A 16,629-nucleotide genomic window follows, 5' to 3' on the forward strand; every position below is an offset into this window, starting at 1 on the left:
TTCGATTTTCAATAATGTGAAGCGCTTGTTGAACATTATTTTATTATTGAATGAACGTTTGGTCAATAGAAAATCGACTCGTATCTTGATTTGCCTTTCAAATCTGGGATCCTACTGTGAATATCGCTGTGAAATAATTCACTAATCTTATTTGTGAATTATGTTACAATCGAAAAAAATATATTTTTGGGAGTAGGGGGAACGGACTGTGGCTCGTTATTTTAACGGTAAAGAAGTGGAACTATTGGCTCCAGCCGGAACATTCGAGATATTCAAGACCGTCATTGACGCAAACTGCGATGCCGTATATTTCGGGGGGCCATCGCTGAACATGCGTATGATGCGCAAGGGATACAACTTAAGTTATGAGGAGGTCGGCGAGGCCGTCCAATTGGCGCATGACCGCGGGAAACGTGCCTACATTACAGTGAACAACCTGATGAATGAAGAGGACTTGGAGGAAGCGAAGCGCTACTTCGCCTTTCTGAACGAGATCGGCCCGGATGCCATTATCGCGCAGGACCTGGCCGTGTTTCCCCTGATCCAAGAGATGAATTACACGAATATTCCGGTTCACTCCTCCGTCATGATGAACGTGCACAACCTGGAAATGATCGAAGCGCTCAAAGCATTGGGCGTTTCCCGCATCGTGGCTTCCCGCGAAATGGACCTGAAAACGGCAGAGGTGCTGCAGGCCAGGAGCGGGATGGAGTTCGAGTATTTTGTGCACGGAGACATGTGCACGGTTCACGGGGCCAACTGCCTGTACAGCTCGATGCTGTTCGGCAACAGCTCTAACCGCGGGCGCTGCATGAAGCCTTGCCGCTGGGATTACCGGGTGAAGAAGGACGGCTATCTCTATCCGACCGAGTATCCGCTCGCGGCGAAGGATATGTACATGTACGAGAGCATTCCTGAGCTGATCAAGTCCGGCATCACCAGCTTCAAAATTGAAGGACGCATGAGAGACACCGAGTTTTTGCTGATGGTCGTGAATTCGTACGGAGACGCCATCGATCGTTATATTGCGGATCCGCTGGGCTACAATCGCGAGGCGGGTGCGGACACGCTGCATAAACATCGCAAGCGCGATTTCACGACGGCTTATGCCTTCGGCAAGCCGGGACTCGACTTCATTAACCGCCGCTATGAGGGAACAGGCAAGTTTTACAGTACGGGGAAGGTGTTCAGTACGCCTACCGCCGAACGCGAGACGAAGGAGGAACGGGTGCTCCAGGTGAAAGAATCGCTTCATCATGCGAAGCGGGAACGGCCGGACACGTCGATTCCGCAAATTACGGTGCATGTCAACACGGTTGAGCAGGCCCGTGCGGCATTAGAAGAAGGAGCGGGCGTCATTTACCTGACGGGGGACGTATTCCAGCCGGATCGTCCGTTTAGCCGCAAAGACATCGAAGCCTTGACGGCGGATAAAGGGGACGCGGAGATTGTCCTTGGCATGCCCCGCATGATGAATGAGCTTCAGATGGAGCAGTACCATCAGTTTCTCAGCGCAGGCAAGGAGTTTAACCATTATGGTCTGGACGGCCTGCTTGCGACCAACATCGGTGCCATGCACAAGTTTCAAACCATCGGGCTGCCGCTGATCGCCGATTTCAGCCTGAACATCTACAACCATATGGCGGCTTCGTTTTATCAGGACCATTTTGGCATATCCCGAATCAATCCGTCCCTAGAGCTTCAGCTCCATGATTTGACGAAATTGCTGCGTCATCCGGAAATTCCCCTTGAGATCATCGTTCACGGCTCGCCAATCGTCATGTATCTGGAGCATGATTTATACGCCAATGCCGCAGAGTTCGAGCCCATAGCGGAAGAGGACAACCGTTTCGTGGATAACCGTCATCTCGTGCTGCTTACGGATAAAGGGGAGAATCCCGTATACCGGGACGCCGCAGGGCGCAACCACTTGGCGCTGGCGAAGGAGCTGTGCTACATGCCGATCCTGAAGGAGCTGTATGAAGCCGGCGTCCATCATTTCCGCATCGAAGGAAAAACGTATACGACCGAGCGGCTTCGCAGCCTGGTGCGGTTATATCGTCAAGCTTCGCTGAACCTGGATTCATGCGGCAGGCTGTATCAGAGCATGGCACCGGTACACGCCGGGTTCACGCTCGGTTCGCTCCAATTCGGCCATTCCCTGGAACTGGAGCTGACGGAAGCATGAGATCTCTTAGAGAGGGGGCAGGAAGATGATCCGATGCGAGGCACCGTTTTCCTCAGTCTCTATCACGGAACATGGAAAAACGGAAATAATCGAAAGAGGGGGAGCCTCCATGAAACATGAAGGCCATACGCATATCGGTCCGGAAGCCGTCGCTGCCAAGCGCCGGCGGTACGGCTATCCTTGCACGGCGCATTTCTACAGCGAACCGCCCCAGATCGTCGGCGGCAAGATGCATACGCTTTACGGCCATGACGGCAAAGCTTATGTCGACTTCTTCACGGGCGTGTCGGTCGTTGCCTGCGGCCACTGCAATGAAGCCATTACGGCGAGAACGATCAAACAACTGCAGACGCTGCAGCATACGTCAACCATTTACCTTACCCAGCCGATGGTGGACCTGGCGGAGCGGTTGGCGAACGGCGTTCTGCCCGGCAACTTAAAGCGAACGTTCTTTGTGAACAGCGGGTCCGAGGCGAATGAAGGCGCGCTGCTCGCCGCGCGTCTTCATACGAAACGCCGCAGCTTCCTGGCGTTAGAATACGGCCTTCATGGCCGCACCTTCCTGACCATGAACGTGACAAGCATTCCGATGTGGCGTGCCGACGATTTCTTGGATGAAGACGTGGCTGAGTTTATTCCACGACCATATGATCCCGGCATGGATCACGATGCCGCTGCCCGCCGCTCCCTGGATGCCTTGGCGAGCGTGCTCGCTGCAAAGGGAGACAGCTTTGCTGCCATGATCGTGGAGCCGATCCAAGGCAACGGGGGAATGATCGCGCCGCCGGATTGGTATTTCCGTGAGCTGAAGGCGATGCTGGAAGAGCACGGCATTCTCCTGATTGCCGACGAAATCCAGACAGGCTGCGGCCGCACCGGACGCATGTTCGCGATCGAGCATTACGGCATCGTGCCCGATATTCTCACCATGGCGAAGGCCTTGGGCAATGGCGTGCCGATCGGCGCGTTCTGCACGACGGATGAGATCGCCGCCAGTCTGAATCGGCCCTCCGCCTCGACCTTTGGCGGCAATCCGGTATCATCCGCCACGGCGCTTGCCGTATTGGATTACATCGAGCAGCAGGGCCTGGTTGATCGTTCCCGGCGCGTTGGCGGACGGCTGATCGAAGGCTTGAGGGAGCTGCAGGGCCGATACGAGCTTATCGCCGATGTCCGAGGCAAAGGGTTTATGGCCGGAGCCGAAATCCGGGGTGCGACCGACGAGGAGAGCGCAGCATGGACGGATATTATTCTGGAGCGCATGAAGGATGAAGGCTTTATTATCGGTAAAAACGGGGTGGGCCGAAACGTGCTGGCCTTTCAGCCCGCCATGATCATCCCGGAGGAAGAGATCGAAGCGATGCTCCGTGCCTTGGATAAGGTGCTGGCAGGGTTATCCCAAACATAAACGAATGAGGTTGGATCCGGATGCAGATGATGTATAAAGTCGTTCATAAGACCAAAATGTTCGGAGAACTGGTGATGTTCTCCCACACGCTGTTCTCGCTGCCCTTTGCGATCATATCCATGGTCTGGGCCGCCGGCGGCGTGCCGTCATGGCATGTCGTGCTGTGGTCGTTGATTGCGCTGGTGGCCGCCCGCAACGGGGCCAATGCCTTCAATCGCGTCGTCGATTTGAAGTTCGACGCGGCCAACCCGAGAACGGCGGACCGCCATATGCCACGAAAGCTTCTGCTGCCTCGCGAGGTGTACGTATTTGTGGTCGTTAACTTTGCCGTCTTTATTCTCGCGGCCGGCATGCTGAATCCGCTCTGCTTGGTGCTATCACCGGCAGCGATTGTGCTGATCTGCACGTACTCGTACACCAAGCGCTTCACCTGGCTGTGCCATCTGTACCTGGGCTTTACGATCGCTTCGGCTCCGATCGGGGCATGGTTTGCCGTAACGGGGGAGTTGGCCTTCATTCCGTTTATCATCGGCACGGTCGTGATGCTGTGGATTGCGGGATTTGATATCATCTACGCCACGCAGGATATCGAATTCGATCGCAGCACCGGCTTATGGAGCATTCCCCGCGCGTTTGGATTCGAAGGCGGACTGCTCATTTCCAGAATGCTGCACGGGATTATGGTCTTGCTGCTGCTTTCCCTTTACTTTATCCAAGGTTTGGGCTGGCTCTACTTGACGGGAATTGCCGTCTCGGTGCTGCTGCTGGCCGTGGAGCATCGCATGATCAAGCCTTCCAGCCGCAGGCGGATGCAGCTTGCCTCCTACAATCTGAATCAGGTGATTAGTCTGACGATTCTGCTGTTTACTTTGGCGGATCAGTTTTTGCTCGGATAAAAAAGACTCCCTTCGACTGCCGGCCCGCATACTCGGGCTCAATGGCATTCAAAGGGAGTTTCGTGTTTATTGCCCGGCTTTCAAGATCGTAAAGCCGTAAGCAGGCAGCTTCACGGTCAGCTGGCCTTGCTTCGCGCTGAGGCCTTCGCCGTTCCACAGGTTCGTCCACTGGCGGTCCAGCACAGGGAGGGTCATCGTGTTGCCCGCCTTGTCGTTGTTGACGGCAATGAGGATCGTTTCATTGTCGTCCTCGCGCAGGTAAGCGATTTTGCCCCCGTTCTTCTCGGCCTTCAAAAATTTGAAGGTTCCCGTGCGGAGAGCGGAGTGCTCTTTGCGGAGCTTAATGAGTGTTTGGTAGAAATGGAAGAGGTCTTTGTCGTGTTTCGACTCGTCCCACTCCATGCATTTGCGGCAGCCCGGATCGTGCCCGCCGTCCATGCCGATTTCGTCGCCGTAATAGATGCAAGGCGTGCCGAAGTACGTGAACTGGAACATGGCGGCCAGCTTCATCAGGCGTTTGTCGCCGTTCGCCTGCGTTAACAGTCTTGCGGTGTCATGGCTGTCCAGCAGGTTGAACATCACTTCGCTGGCCTGTCTTGGATAGCCGGCAAGCTGCTTGCCGAGCATGAACGAGAACTTCTCGGCATCGGCGGTACGGTTGATGAAGAAATCCAGTACGGCATTCGTGAACGGGTAGTTCATGACGGCGTCGAACTGGTCGCCTTCCAGCCAGATGGAGGATTCATGCCACACTTCGCCAAGGATGTAAGCATCCGGGTTGGCTTTTTTTACGACTTGGCGGAATTCGCGCCAGAAGCTGTGTCCCACCTCGTTGGCTACATCCAGGCGCCAGCCGTCAATGCCCGTTTCCTTGATCCAGTACTCCGCCGCCTTGAGCAGATAAGCCCGGACTTCCGGATTCTCCGTATTCAGCTTCGGCATCAGCGGCTCGAACGCAAACGTATCGTAAGTCGGAATGCCGTCCACCACTTCCAGCGGCAAGGAGCGGACGTAGAACCAATCCTTGTATTTGGAGTTCAAACCGTTCTTCTGCACGTCGACGAACGGGGCAAACGTTTTGCCGGAATGATTGAAGACCGCATCCAGCAGAACGCGGATTCCGCGGGCGTGGCACAGATCAACGAGTTTCTTCAGCGTGTCCTTGTCGCCGAACTGCGGATCGATTTCCATATAGTCTTCGGTATCGTATTTATGGTTTGTCGTTGCCGTGAACAGCGGCGTGAAATAAATCGCATTGACGCCGAGCTCGCTTAAATGGTCGAGATGGTCGATAACCCCTTGCAGGTCACCGCCGAAGAAGTTCTTCGGCGTCGGTTCGGCACTGCCCCAAGGCAAGGCGCCTTCCGGGTCATTGCTCGTGTCCCCGTTCGCGAAGCGTTCCGGGAAGATTTGATAGAAAATCGCGTCTTTGACCCATGCCGGCGGATGAAAAACGTCATCCGGATTGATGAACGGGTACTCGAACAGGCGGTCCGGATTGGCCGGCGGCTCCGTCAGGAAATCATATTCGGTCATCCAGCGCTTCTCGTCGCCCTGCTGCAGCAGGAAGCCGTATTTCAAGCGGCGGTATGGAGGAGTTGCCTCACACTCCCAATAGTCGAACATTTCATCCGAGGACAGCTTGGTCATCGGAATGTATTCCATCGTTTGATCCCACAGGTACTTGTCGCCTGCAAGGGCATACACTTCGGTAAGGTCGTCCTTTTTGGTGCGGATTCTGAGATGGATGGTCGTGCCGTTATAAGCGTAGGACCAGTTTTTGCGCGGGCGGTGATAGATGGCTTCCAGAAACATCGATAATTCCTCCTTAAATAGTGAAATTAAAAAAAGGCACAGCCAGGACTATGAATAGCCGAGGTTGTACCTTTGTAAGATAACATTGCCTTTAAATTATGAGGTTTGAATCGGGTTGCTTATGAATTCATTAGCTGATTAAAAATATACCACGCGTTCTGAGCGTATTCAAGCCCTAAGTACAAGCGGCAGATCTCCGTGCTGCATCGAAGCCGGAACGACCAGGTTCTTTAGCGGGATCTTGCCGGGAGGGGCAGTCAAGAGGAAAGAGCCGGCGTTTGTTGTATAATAAAGGGATAAGGGCAAGCCTGACAAGCAGATACGCAATGAGGAGGACAACATATATGCAATACGACGATCAGATGAAAAACCGGATCAAGCGGATTGAAGGACAGCTTCGCGGCATTTTGAAGATGATGGAGGAAAACAAGGACTGCAAGGGAGGTCATCACGCAATTATCCGCTTCGCGTACGGCAATCGACCGGACCATTGGCGTTGTCGTAAGCTCCAATCTGGTGGACTGCGTGCGCAAGGCCGAAGCGAACGGCGAGGATACGGAGAAGCTTGTGCAGGATGCCGTTAATTTGCTCGTAAAGAGCAGGTAGGGGATGAAGGACGGGCGCGGCAAAGGCTAGGAAATTGGTAAACGGACAAAATGGGTAAAGATAAGATGACGGCTTTACTAAAAGGAGGGTACTCAGATGTCCGTGAATGAACGCATTTTACTAGCCAAGCGGCCGCAAGGCATGCCGGAGGAGCCGGATTTTACGTTTGAGGAGCAGCCTTTGCCCGTACCTCAAGCCGGAGAAGTCCTTGTACGGACCGTGTATTTATCGGTAGACCCGTATATGAGGGGCAGAATGAGCGATGCCAAGAGTTATGCCAAGCCATATGAGGTAGGGCAGGTTATCGCCGGAGGCGCAGTAGGGCAGGTCATGGAATCGACGGATCCGACCTATCGGGAGGGCGATTTTGTTGCAGGCACCTGGGGCTGGCAGCGCTTTGCCGCCGTACGCACCGGGACGCTGCGCAAGGTCAACCCGGATCTGGCACCCGTCTCGACCGCGCTGGGCGTGTTGGGGATGACCGGTTTGACGGCTTATTTCGGACTCCTGGATATCGGTCAGCCGAAGGAAGGGGAGACGGTGGTTGTATCGGGCGCCGCTGGCGCCGTTGGCATGATTGTCGGGCAGATTGCCAAGATCAAGGGAGCCCGGGTGGTCGGTATTGCCGGTTCTGACGAAAAGACCGGATACCTGACCGGGAAGCTCGGCTTTGACGTTGCGATCAATTACCGGACCGAAGATGTGGCTTCGGCTTTGGCGGAAGCTTGTCCGGGCGGGGTTGACGTCTATTTTGACAATGTCGGCGGCGAGGTGTCGGATGCGGTTCTGCGCCTGATCAACAAAAATGCGCGGATCCCGATTTGCGGCCAAATCGCGCTCTATAACCTGGAGAAGCCGGATACGGGCCCAAGAATCCAGAGCCTGCTGCTGACCAATACGGCACTGATGAAGGGCTTTCTGGTCGGCGATTACGCCAGCAGGTACAATGAGGCGCTGCAGGAGCTGGCCGAATGGCTAAGGGATGGCAAGATTCAGTACACCGAGAATATCGTCGACGGCTTCGACAAGACGATTGAGGCGTTTCTGGGGCTGTTCTCCGGAGAAAATCTCGGGAAACAGCTGGTGAAGGTAAGCGAAGAACAAAGCTGATCCTTTGACATACAAAAAATAAAAGAGTGTCGATTTCACGACTTCGCAAGTCTCCTCGGAGGGAGCTTTGCGGCCGGAAGGGCAATTGCCTCCCGGATAGCGTGATTTTCGGCACTCTTCTTTTTGCGCTTAACTAAGTTTCATGACTGGTTTTTACGTTGGAACATGTCCGCTATATCGCCGCCTCCGGCGTCATGAACTGCTGATACTGGCGGTACATCGAAATGCGCCAATGGACAATCATGCCGTAAGCCAGCATGAAGAACAGCGCCGCGGTCTGCGGGATGGAAATATGCTGTTCAATATATCCATGGAGCAGGAGCCTGACGGCCAGCAGGCCAAGCAGAATGTACACGAAGCTTTTCGATCTCTGCATGAAGATCTGACCGTCGACCTTCTCGAATTTGGTGCTGCGGATCAGTGGGTACGAGAAGATGAACCAGCCTACCAAAAAGGCGATTCCCGCCCACCATAAGGGGATGCGTACCTGCGGCTCAACGAACATCAGGAATCCGGTGCTCATCGCTACGGGAGGGATGATAATCTTCTTGACGGTTACGGGACGGTTGCTCGCCTTCATTCGAATGAAAATAACGGCCAGCGCCATAACCAGCATCGCGATCGTAGAGCCTATCTGAAGAATTGGGGAATCGAAATTAACCACAATTCAGACCTCTTTCCATAAATAAAATGACATCACAATGTGCTGCCTTATGATTATAGCACATTCTGATGCCAGGCAAAATCAGGCAGGCGCAGGAGGTACGGCCCTTCTAGCGCCGTCCGTCTTGAAGATGGAGCCCGGTGACGAAACTCCGGATCATGAAATCCAGGCTGTCGTCAACACTCAAATCCATGGCGAATTGGCCCGCGCGTTCCAGGGAAGAGAAGCCGTGGCATAGGCTGCGAAGGGTCCGTACGGCATGCAACGCTTCCGCCTCGCTGAGCTGGTAAGGGGCCAGGATTTGAAGCAGCAGCTCGACAATCTGATTCCCTACTCGCTGCGTCTCCTGCTCTTCGGGACGGACCGGCTGCAAGGCGGCTTCGTACAATCCGGGGTGTGTTCGAGCAAATTCGACATAAGTAAGGCATACAAGGCGCAGGGCATCTTCGCCCGACCGGCCGGCGACAGCCCTCAGCAGTTCGTCATGGAGCGTCTGGAGGCCATGCCGCATCAGGGCGGCATGCAGACCGGAAAGCCCGTCTACGTGGTTATACAGGGAAGGGGAGCGAACCCCCAGCTTGGCTGCAAGCGCAGCCAGGGTCACCGCGTGAAGTCCCTCCCGATCCGCTAATTCGGCAGCGGTTTGAAGCAGTTGAAGCCGATCGATGCCGGGTCTTGGACTCATCGTGCATTCCTCCTGAACGTTGATTCGGCTTCCGCAACGGCCTGCTGCATGGCACCCGCCGGATTTCTCAGCATCCGTCCATGGCCGACAGCCAGAACGGCGGGCTTGAGCGCGGTAAGCATTCCGGCGCTTTCCAAGGCCTGCTCCTTGCTCCAGGTGGCCATGGCAGGGAACGGAAACCATGGTTTCATGACGCCCGATACGGCCAATCCGCCACGCGTCTGCCAAGCATCGCCGGCGATCAGGATGCCGCTGCGCTCATCGAGAAACGCCATATGCCCCGGCGTGTGGCCTGGAGTCGAGATGGCCTTGAGGGAACCAATGGAGTCCCCGTCCTCCAGAAGAACGTCCGGAACGGTGGTCATGTTCTTCGGGATATCCCCGCGTATCGGCGTTTGCGGCTCTCCGGGCTGGAGCTCGGCATTTCCTTTCAGCAGCAGCGCATCGCGCCGCGAGATGCAGACCGAGGCATTCGGAAGCTCCTTCTTTAACCCGTCGAGCGCACCGACATGGTCGCCGTGGGCATGGGTCAACACGATCCGTTTAATGGGTTTTCCGATATCGGCCGCAGCCTGCAGGATTCCCTTTTGGGAAAATGACATCCCCGCATCGATGAGGGTAACCCCATCGCTTTCTTCTACTAGGTAAACATTGATCGGAAAAAGGCGAGGAAGAAAAGAAATTTGAGTCACCTGTTCAATCGTCGTTTTTAACATAAAGCCGAACCCCTTTCGCTTAAAACTAATGTTATTAGTATAATAACTAATGATATTAGTTTTAGCAAGCCTGATTTTAACATTTTCATGAATAGAGCCTTTGAACCACTAAAATTTTTATATATTTACCAAATTTTGAGTGCAATTTTCGTCGGTTTGCGTTACCATAAAGATAGATATACGGAAAAAAATGTAGGTTGTTTAGATAAGGGTGAGGAGCGGACGATATGGATATGTTCAAACGCATCGTACTTCTGATGGTGATGTATGCCTTCTCCGCAGTTCTGTTATACGTAGCCAGCCAGCACACGCCATATCTGCTTCCTGTCATCTGGATCTCCGCTCTGATGCTGCTGTTATGCGGCATCGGTTATCTGGGATACCATTATTTCTTTAAAGGACGCAGAAGACGAAGTTAATTGGGACTGACATACAAGTCTGCCTTGCCCGGGCGGGCTTTTTTTGTGCATAAAAATAAAAAAACCGTTTGATTGGCTTCGCAGTCTTTATATAGAGTGAAGTAAACAGCGAGGCAGGTCGAACGAGGGGAAGGTATATCGGATGTTGGAAACTAAAGAGCTGGCGGCTGCGGCATGCAGGGGAGACGAGGAAGCGTTCTATGCACTCGTCACGGAGCATCGGAGGCGCCTATACGGAATTGCGTACAGTTATCTGCATAACGAGAGCGACGCTTTGGAGGCATTGCAGGAGACGGTATGCCGGGCGTGGATGAAATGCCGGAAGCTGAAGCATCCGGAGGCGTTCGTCCCTTGGCTCATTCGGATATTGATTAACTGCTGCGTGGATGAACAGAAACGGAAAAAGCGCATGCTTCCCGTAGAAGAAGTGCGCAGCCGGGAGACGGCCGCGGAGATGGTCAGCGACAGCAAGCTGGATCTGGAGCGCGCGCTGAGCCGCATGAAGCCCAAATATCGCCATGTGCTGATCTTGAAATATTACCAGGACATGACGATCAGCGATATCGCGCATATTCTCGATGTACCGGAGGGAACGGTCAAAACCCGGCTGCATCAAGGATTAAAGCTGCTTCGGCAAAAAATCGAGCCAGGAGGTGCCGTATTCCATGTATGAGAAGGAAGAGCGGATGCTGAACGAGATGAATAGGGATGCGGAGATCTACACGGCGGTTGTGTCCGATGAAGCATTGGAAGCGGCTGTTCGAAGCGGAATGCGGAGAGGACGGGGCATGCAGCGGAGCCGGAAGCGAATGGCTGCCTTTTCTTCCGTGATCGCCACTGTAGCTGCCGCACTGCTGTTCGTGGTATGGGGCGGAGATGGAGGCATCGTGGAGCCGAAGGAGCAAATGGCGGCGCAAGGGCCGTACCCGCCATTGACCGGGTTTGATCTCGGAGAAGATATTACGCTGAATACGGCTAACCAACACGGCATGATCCAGCCGGTGAATCAATCGGTGACCCGGGGGGATTATACGATAACGCTGAACGGGATACTTGTCGGCTCCCAGCAGATGGAGGTGTTTTATACGATCCAAAACGATGCGGAGTATCATGCGGACCTAAAGCGGGTCGAGATGAAGCGTAAGGGCTCCAGCCAGTCGCTGCCATACAGCATCGGGTCGTCGGGTGGAACCCAGATTAAGCCCGGCCAAACATTCCGTTCCCGATCGGATATTCATATGGGCGAGAACCAATTCGTGCCCGAAGAAATGACGTTATCTTTTAGCATCGCCCCTTATACAACGAATACGGTGCATCAATCCTCGGCAGAGGGCGAGCAGGTTCTCGATATCGACGTATCCGTTGATATGGAGACCGTCCAAAAGTTTACCCGCACGATTCCGCTCAACAAAATGCTGCAGATTGAGAGTCAAAGGTTCTATTTGAAGGAAGCCGTGTTATCCCCAGCCGGCATCGTCTTGAAAGCGAACATCCCTTCGACCAATACGATGAAGGTATCCGGTTTATGGGACGTGTATTTGGAAACCGTGGTGAACGGCGAGCAGATCCGATTGAACAGCGATTCCGCATTTTTGCCTGGTGCGGGAGGAGGGGACATGACATACTTCTTCGACAGCAATATATTGGAGAATCCGGAATCAATCACGCTGAAAGCGAGCGGATTCCAAGCGGTGGACCCCTCCGAGATGAAACTTGTAGTCGATACGGATAAGAAGGAGATTCTTCGTGCACCGGACGGCGATCTTCGGTTCGGAGCGTACACGGGGCATACGCTGACATTGGAATACGAAGAGCGGGCTGACCGGCATATGGGCAGCGTATCGATTGAGCCGGAATTCGTGGACGGGGAAGGGAAGAAGCATACGATCAACGAGGACGCAGGGGGACTCAGTTCCTCGTCCCGATCCTCTTCGGATACCGGGATAAGCCTCATCACGCAGTATATCCACCTTAAACCCGGGGATTACCCGCAGCCGCTCACGTTTACGTTAAGCAGCTACCCTGGCGTTATGGAGCATGCATTCGAGGTGCCGATTCGATGAGATTAGAGATGCTGAAAGCTCATCAGAATGACCAATGCGCCGAACGCCAAGGTTACTTTACCCATAAGTTTTAAGTACCATATTCTCAGATCGCTGGGTTCCTTGTCATCTCTCGTTCTTCTGAACCACCAAGAGTACGGGTTGCGGATGGCATATAGGCCGGTCCCAATGAGTGCCAGACCCATGAGCATTGTAAATATGAAATAGAACATGGGTGAATCAGCTCCTTTCTTTAGTGGTATTACGCAGGGTCATCCAATGAGTTACAACATATGTAAAATAGCAGAAGGGTACCCATCGTAAATAACATTTTGAACTATGGACACGAAAAAGGAACCGCCCCCGACCATGAAGGCCGGAGGGCGGTTCCTTTTTTCTCATTTATTTAAATCCTGGATCATGGGTCGATGCCGCTATTCCCTGCGCTCGGTAGGGGAGCTTCCTGCCGGTCCTTTAGCATCCAGCAGCTCGATCAGAGCTTTGGGCACGCCGTTGAGGATCAGCCATTGGCGAAGCGTTTCGATGGCACGGATATGGCCGTTGCCTTCATCCCGCCAGGTCAGCAGCTCGACAACCTTAATGACGAGGAGCATCAGCTCCATTTTGTCATGCTCGGTTTGGTCTGCGCGGACTTTTTGGAATACGGCTTCTTTCTCCCAATCAAGCAATATCTCTTCCCCGATGGTCGGTCGCATGAGTGAATAGCTGTAATCGCACTGCGGGCAGTGAACCGTGGTGAACTGTTCGGATGTGAACATAACCCCGATTTCCGTTTGACACTGGCGGCAGTGGAATTGGACTTGAATTGCCGAGTTCGTTTCCATGTCTATGTTGCCTCCTTCAAAGAGAAAGGTATCTACTTTTACCCAATAGTCGGTAACTGTGACCCATCTTCCCTTAAGGAGCAGTTTGAAACATGAAAAAGAATCGCCCTCAATAGGCGATTTTTTAAGGAAAAAAGTCAGCGTTTCCTTCTACTCTGCGAGCTCTTCACATGGGTGAACACATTATAGAGGAAAGCGAGAACGCCCAGCGTTACCAGAACGCCTCCCACGGCAATGACCGGCTCTACCGATTCGATGCCGCTCATCAGCAGGGCAAGACCGATCATCATGACGGGCAGACCGATATTGTGCAGCCAGAAATGCACTTTGCCGGCAGTGGACTCCCCGGCAGCCGGGAACAGAACATAAATAACGCCTGCAAGAGCCAGGGACGCCCAGCCCAGAAGGTTGACGTGTGCGTGAACCGAGGCGTAATCGTAGCTGTGGGTGATCGACATGTACATGCCGAGCAGCACCCCGAGCACGAAGTAAACAGCAGCGATTTTGATTAATTTAATCCCCATAAAACCCCTCCTTTATGGATTACTATTATGATATATGTCACCTGGGGCGAAGTAGACCTAGACGGAGGAGGATTTAATTAAAGAAGATGCAAAAAAAGAAACCGCGAATTTCCCTTGCCGGGAATTCACGGTTATTACGTAAGCTTTTCATGATATCCGCAATCTATTCAAGCTCCAGCACGTCATAGATCAGCCATTTGCCTTCGGTTTTCTTGAGCCAGTAGAGCGACGTCGAATAAATCGTTTCGCCGTCCGCATCATCGCTTTCTTCGGCATAAACGACGGCGTCTTCACCTTGGAAGAAGACCGTCCGGAGCTCCTCCGATTTAAGGTTGAAATTCACCTCATCGAAGATGCCTTCCTCAATGCTGGTTTGGAACATCTCGTGGAAGACCGAGTCCAGGTGAATAACGGACATGAGCAGCGGGCCATTCTCCTCATTGAAGCCCTTGTACTGAATGTCGATAGACTCCACGATGGCTTTCTGCTCCGCTTCCGGCACTACGGGACGAGCTTCAAGCAGTTTGTCTCCGAGGAAATATTCTGTCTCGTACAGGTTCAAATCATAGATTTTCCATGCGCCCGACGCATCCTTCTTCAGGAGATTCTCGTAATGGAGCGTAACATCCCATGCAAACGGCCCGCCGATGCGGTCTAGGCTCACACTGGTGTAGGCGTGGATCGACGTTCCGGCTACCGCTACATCCCATACGTCCGCGGATACATGTTTGTCGTTCTTGAATTGATCCTGATAGTTTTGCTTAACCTCCGCAAGAACGGGAGATTCGGGGTGGAATACGCTCATAACTTCGTCCAGTTTCTTGGCGCTTCCAGCCTCTTCAATGATATGGTAAAGCTTCTTCACCTCGTCTTCGGCTTTGGCGGTCGCACCCTCGCGGTCAATCTTGACGGTACGCGCCTTGGAATCCCACTTTACCGGGAGTCCGGTGGCTTCAGCCACAAAACGAAGGGGAACCAGCGTATTGCCGCCTTGAGTGAAAGGAGCGATCTGCAGCGTGGTTTTTGCGCCATTGACATAGGCGGTCTTCTGCCCGATCGTCATCTGCAGCTTCTGATCGAGATATGTACCCGTTACCTGCTTGTTCGCGCCGTTCCAATGGACCTTATAATCCAGGGCTTGGAACAAAGGGCGGAATTGAACGAAAGTGACTCCGTTCTTCATGATCGGCGCCGCCGCAAATTGAATTTCCCGGTTATCGAGATAAACCCTGATTTTCCCTTGATCCTTTGCCGGAGCGGCTTGGGCCGCGCTTGCGATCAAGAACAGGAAAGCGATAGCCAGTAGGCTGATTTTTTTCTTCAATGTGCTGTCATCTCCTTCAACGAATGATAGAATAGAGAGGTAATTGTGGTAATCGTACATGATAAAACCAATGGTAGCAATACATTTCTTTGCGTGCAGTAATTGGTAGAGACAGCGCGGTGACGGCTTGCCGGAACGACTTAAAAAAAGGCGGTAGGCATGGGGCTCCGATGGGTAATACATAGTAAGAATCAGGCCGGGCCACCGGATCATTCATCAGACAAAGGAGTGGATCACATGACAGCAGGACAGGAACTGATATTTTACATAGGAACCTATGGTTCGGAAGAAGAGAATCGCATTCATTGGGGGGCGATGGATCGGGCTACCGGGGAGCTGCGCCTGTTAGGCGGTACGGCAGGCATCGAGAACCCGACCTATCTGGATTTCGATGACTCGATTTCCGTATTGTATGCAGCGAGCGAGAAGGGCGAAAGCGATGTGTCGGCTTATTCGGCCAATCTGGTCACCGGCGAATTGACGCTGCTGAATGTTCAGTCTACCGGCTCGTCCGGCGCGTGTCATGTATCCCGCACAACGGACGGGAAGCATCTGCTTACGACAGGGTACGGCGATGGACAGATTTCGGTGCTGGCATTGGAGCAGGACGGACGGGTCGGCGAGCTGGCCTCCAAGATCAAGCACAGCGGACGCGGCCTTCGCGATGACCGTCAATCGGAGGCGCATCCCCATTCGATATTCCAAGACCCGGTCAACAAGTATATCCTGGTCAGTGACCTGGGGATGGATGACGTGATTGTGTACCGGCTGGAAGACGGAAAGCTGGTGACCCACCGCGAGATCAGCCTGCCGCCAGGCTCCGGCCCGAGGCATGTGGCTTTTCATCCGTCTGGCAAGTGGGTATACGGCACGAACGAGCTGAACAGCACGGTAACGGCATACGCGAACGACGCAACGTTCGGGGATCTGAAAATATTGCAGCATATCTCGACCTTGCCGGAGGACGTCGTGATGGATAGCAATACATCGGCCCATCTGCTGGTATCTCCTTGCGGCCGTTACCTGTATGCCTCAAATCGGGGCCATGACAGCATCGTCCAATATGTAATCGACCAGGAAGCCGGTACGCTCCGTGCCGTCAACTGGGTGTCTTCCGGCGGCAAAACGCCGCGCCACTTCAATATACTGCCGGATGGCTTCCTGCTTACGGCGAATCAGGATAACGGATTGATCGCAAGCTTCCGGATCGACCCGGATACGGGGAATCTGGTCTCTACGGGCTATACGTTGGAAGTCACGCGCCCGGTGTGCATTTGTCCCGTGGAGAAGGCCAAAGCAAACAAACGTTAACTTATATGAAAGAAGAAGCAGCTTGAAGACCCGGGAAGGGAATCAAGCTGCTTCTTTTATGCGTCTCTCCTTGCCC

16 protein-coding genes and 1 pseudogene are annotated in these 16,629 nt (G+C 53.5%); 9 read left to right on the top strand and 8 right to left on the bottom strand.

All coding sequences use genetic code 11. The annotated features are described in order from the left end of the window. The first annotated feature begins 208 nt into the window (after nt 1-208). From P0X86_RS02990 to P0X86_RS03000, 3 genes are all read left to right on the top strand, one after another. A complete protein-coding gene (locus tag P0X86_RS02990; protein ID WP_277747748.1) occupies nt 209-2,188 on the top strand; it encodes a peptidase U32 family protein in 1,980 nt (659 codons plus the stop codon). A 109-nt stretch (nt 2,189-2,297) separates the two neighbouring features. After that, nucleotides 2,298-3,596 (top strand): aspartate aminotransferase family protein, encoded by a 1,299-nt coding sequence (locus P0X86_RS02995; RefSeq protein ID WP_277747749.1) that lies wholly within the window; start codon nt 2,298-2,300, stop codon nt 3,594-3,596. Nucleotides 3,597-3,616: 20 nt separating this feature from the next. Continuing rightward, nucleotides 3,617-4,492, top strand: a complete 876-nt coding sequence (locus P0X86_RS03000) for a UbiA-like polyprenyltransferase (RefSeq protein ID WP_277747750.1) — start codon at nt 3,617-3,619, stop codon at nt 4,490-4,492. A gap of 66 nt (nt 4,493-4,558) precedes the next feature. Here the strand turns inward: P0X86_RS03000 and P0X86_RS03005 are convergent, their stop codons facing one another. After that, on the bottom strand, nt 4,559-6,307 hold the full coding sequence (locus tag P0X86_RS03005) for an alpha-glycosidase (protein ID WP_277747751.1): 1,749 nt from the start codon (nt 6,305-6,307) through the stop codon (nt 4,559-4,561). Nucleotides 6,308-6,651: 344 nt separating this feature from the next. Between P0X86_RS03005 and P0X86_RS03010 the strand changes: the two are divergent. Both P0X86_RS03010 and P0X86_RS03015 read left to right on the top strand, forming a co-directional pair. Beyond that, nucleotides 6,652-6,913 (top strand): annotated as a pseudogene (locus tag P0X86_RS03010) (metal-sensitive transcriptional regulator). Nucleotides 6,914-7,009: 96 nt separating this feature from the next. After that, nucleotides 7,010-8,023, top strand: a complete 1,014-nt coding sequence (locus P0X86_RS03015) for an NADP-dependent oxidoreductase (protein ID WP_277747752.1) — start codon at nt 7,010-7,012, stop codon at nt 8,021-8,023. A gap of 172 nt (nt 8,024-8,195) precedes the next feature. Here P0X86_RS03015 and P0X86_RS03020 read toward each other — a convergent pair whose 3' ends face one another. From P0X86_RS03020 to P0X86_RS03030, 3 genes are all read right to left on the bottom strand, one after another. After that, on the bottom strand, nt 8,196-8,687 hold the full coding sequence (locus P0X86_RS03020) for a cytochrome c biogenesis protein CcdC (protein ID WP_009595968.1): 492 nt from the start codon (nt 8,685-8,687) through the stop codon (nt 8,196-8,198). Between the two features lie 109 nt (nt 8,688-8,796). Further along, nucleotides 8,797-9,372 carry a TetR/AcrR family transcriptional regulator gene (locus P0X86_RS03025; RefSeq protein WP_213580124.1) on the bottom strand — a complete coding sequence of 192 codons (576 nt, stop codon included), beginning with the start codon at nt 9,370-9,372 and terminating at the stop codon, nt 8,797-8,799. Then, the gene (locus P0X86_RS03030; RefSeq protein WP_277747753.1) at nt 9,369-10,088 is read right to left on the bottom strand and encodes an MBL fold metallo-hydrolase; all 720 of its coding nucleotides are present in this window, start codon (nt 10,086-10,088) and stop codon (nt 9,369-9,371) included. The genes P0X86_RS03025 and P0X86_RS03030 overlap by 4 nt, the downstream gene beginning before the upstream one ends. Nucleotides 10,089-10,315: 227 nt before the next feature. Between P0X86_RS03030 and P0X86_RS03035 the strand changes: the two genes are divergently transcribed. From P0X86_RS03035 to P0X86_RS03045, 3 genes are all read left to right on the top strand, one after another. Continuing rightward, nucleotides 10,316-10,507 carry a hypothetical protein gene (locus P0X86_RS03035; RefSeq protein WP_009595964.1) on the top strand — a complete coding sequence of 64 codons (192 nt, stop codon included), beginning with the start codon at nt 10,316-10,318 and terminating at the stop codon, nt 10,505-10,507. Between the two features lie 142 nt (nt 10,508-10,649). Further along, nucleotides 10,650-11,180, top strand: coding sequence for a sigma-70 family RNA polymerase sigma factor (locus P0X86_RS03040; protein ID WP_012818824.1), 531 nt, complete (start codon nt 10,650-10,652; stop codon nt 11,178-11,180). Continuing rightward, entirely contained in the window at nt 11,173-12,570 is a 1,398-nt protein-coding gene (locus P0X86_RS03045) for a DUF4179 domain-containing protein (RefSeq protein ID WP_277747754.1), read from the top strand. Before P0X86_RS03040 ends, P0X86_RS03045 begins: the two co-directional genes overlap by 8 nt. Nucleotides 12,571-12,572: 2 nt before the next feature. On the opposite strand, the gene P0X86_RS03050 is transcribed toward P0X86_RS03045, so the two are convergent. The 4 genes from P0X86_RS03050 to P0X86_RS03065 all read right to left on the bottom strand — a co-directional run bounded on the left by P0X86_RS03050 (nt 12,573) and on the right by P0X86_RS03065 (nt 15,242). Beyond that, entirely contained in the window at nt 12,573-12,782 is a 210-nt protein-coding gene (locus P0X86_RS03050) for a DUF6199 family natural product biosynthesis protein (RefSeq protein WP_213580128.1), read from the bottom strand. A gap of 201 nt (nt 12,783-12,983) precedes the next feature. Then, nucleotides 12,984-13,394: a hypothetical protein gene (locus tag P0X86_RS03055; RefSeq protein ID WP_277747755.1), complete on the bottom strand. Its 411-nt coding sequence runs from the start codon at nt 13,392-13,394 to the stop codon at nt 12,984-12,986. Between the two features lie 137 nt (nt 13,395-13,531). Further along, nucleotides 13,532-13,918, bottom strand: a complete 387-nt coding sequence (locus P0X86_RS03060; RefSeq protein ID WP_012818828.1) for a hypothetical protein — start codon at nt 13,916-13,918, stop codon at nt 13,532-13,534. Nucleotides 13,919-14,081: 163 nt separating this feature from the next. Further along, nucleotides 14,082-15,242: a copper amine oxidase N-terminal domain-containing protein gene (locus P0X86_RS03065; RefSeq protein ID WP_277747756.1), complete on the bottom strand. Its 1,161-nt coding sequence runs from the start codon at nt 15,240-15,242 to the stop codon at nt 14,082-14,084. Between the two features lie 237 nt (nt 15,243-15,479). Between P0X86_RS03065 and P0X86_RS03070 the strand changes: the two genes are divergently transcribed. Beyond that, the gene (locus tag P0X86_RS03070; RefSeq protein ID WP_012818830.1) at nt 15,480-16,553 is read left to right on the top strand and encodes a lactonase family protein; all 1,074 of its coding nucleotides are present in this window, start codon (nt 15,480-15,482) and stop codon (nt 16,551-16,553) included. Nucleotides 16,554-16,629: the final 76 nt, after the last annotated feature.

This window comes from Paenibacillus sp. BR1-192 (genome assembly GCF_029542445.1).
Taxonomy (GTDB): Bacteria; Bacillota; Bacilli; order Paenibacillales; family Paenibacillaceae; genus Paenibacillus_AQ; species Paenibacillus_AQ lautus_A.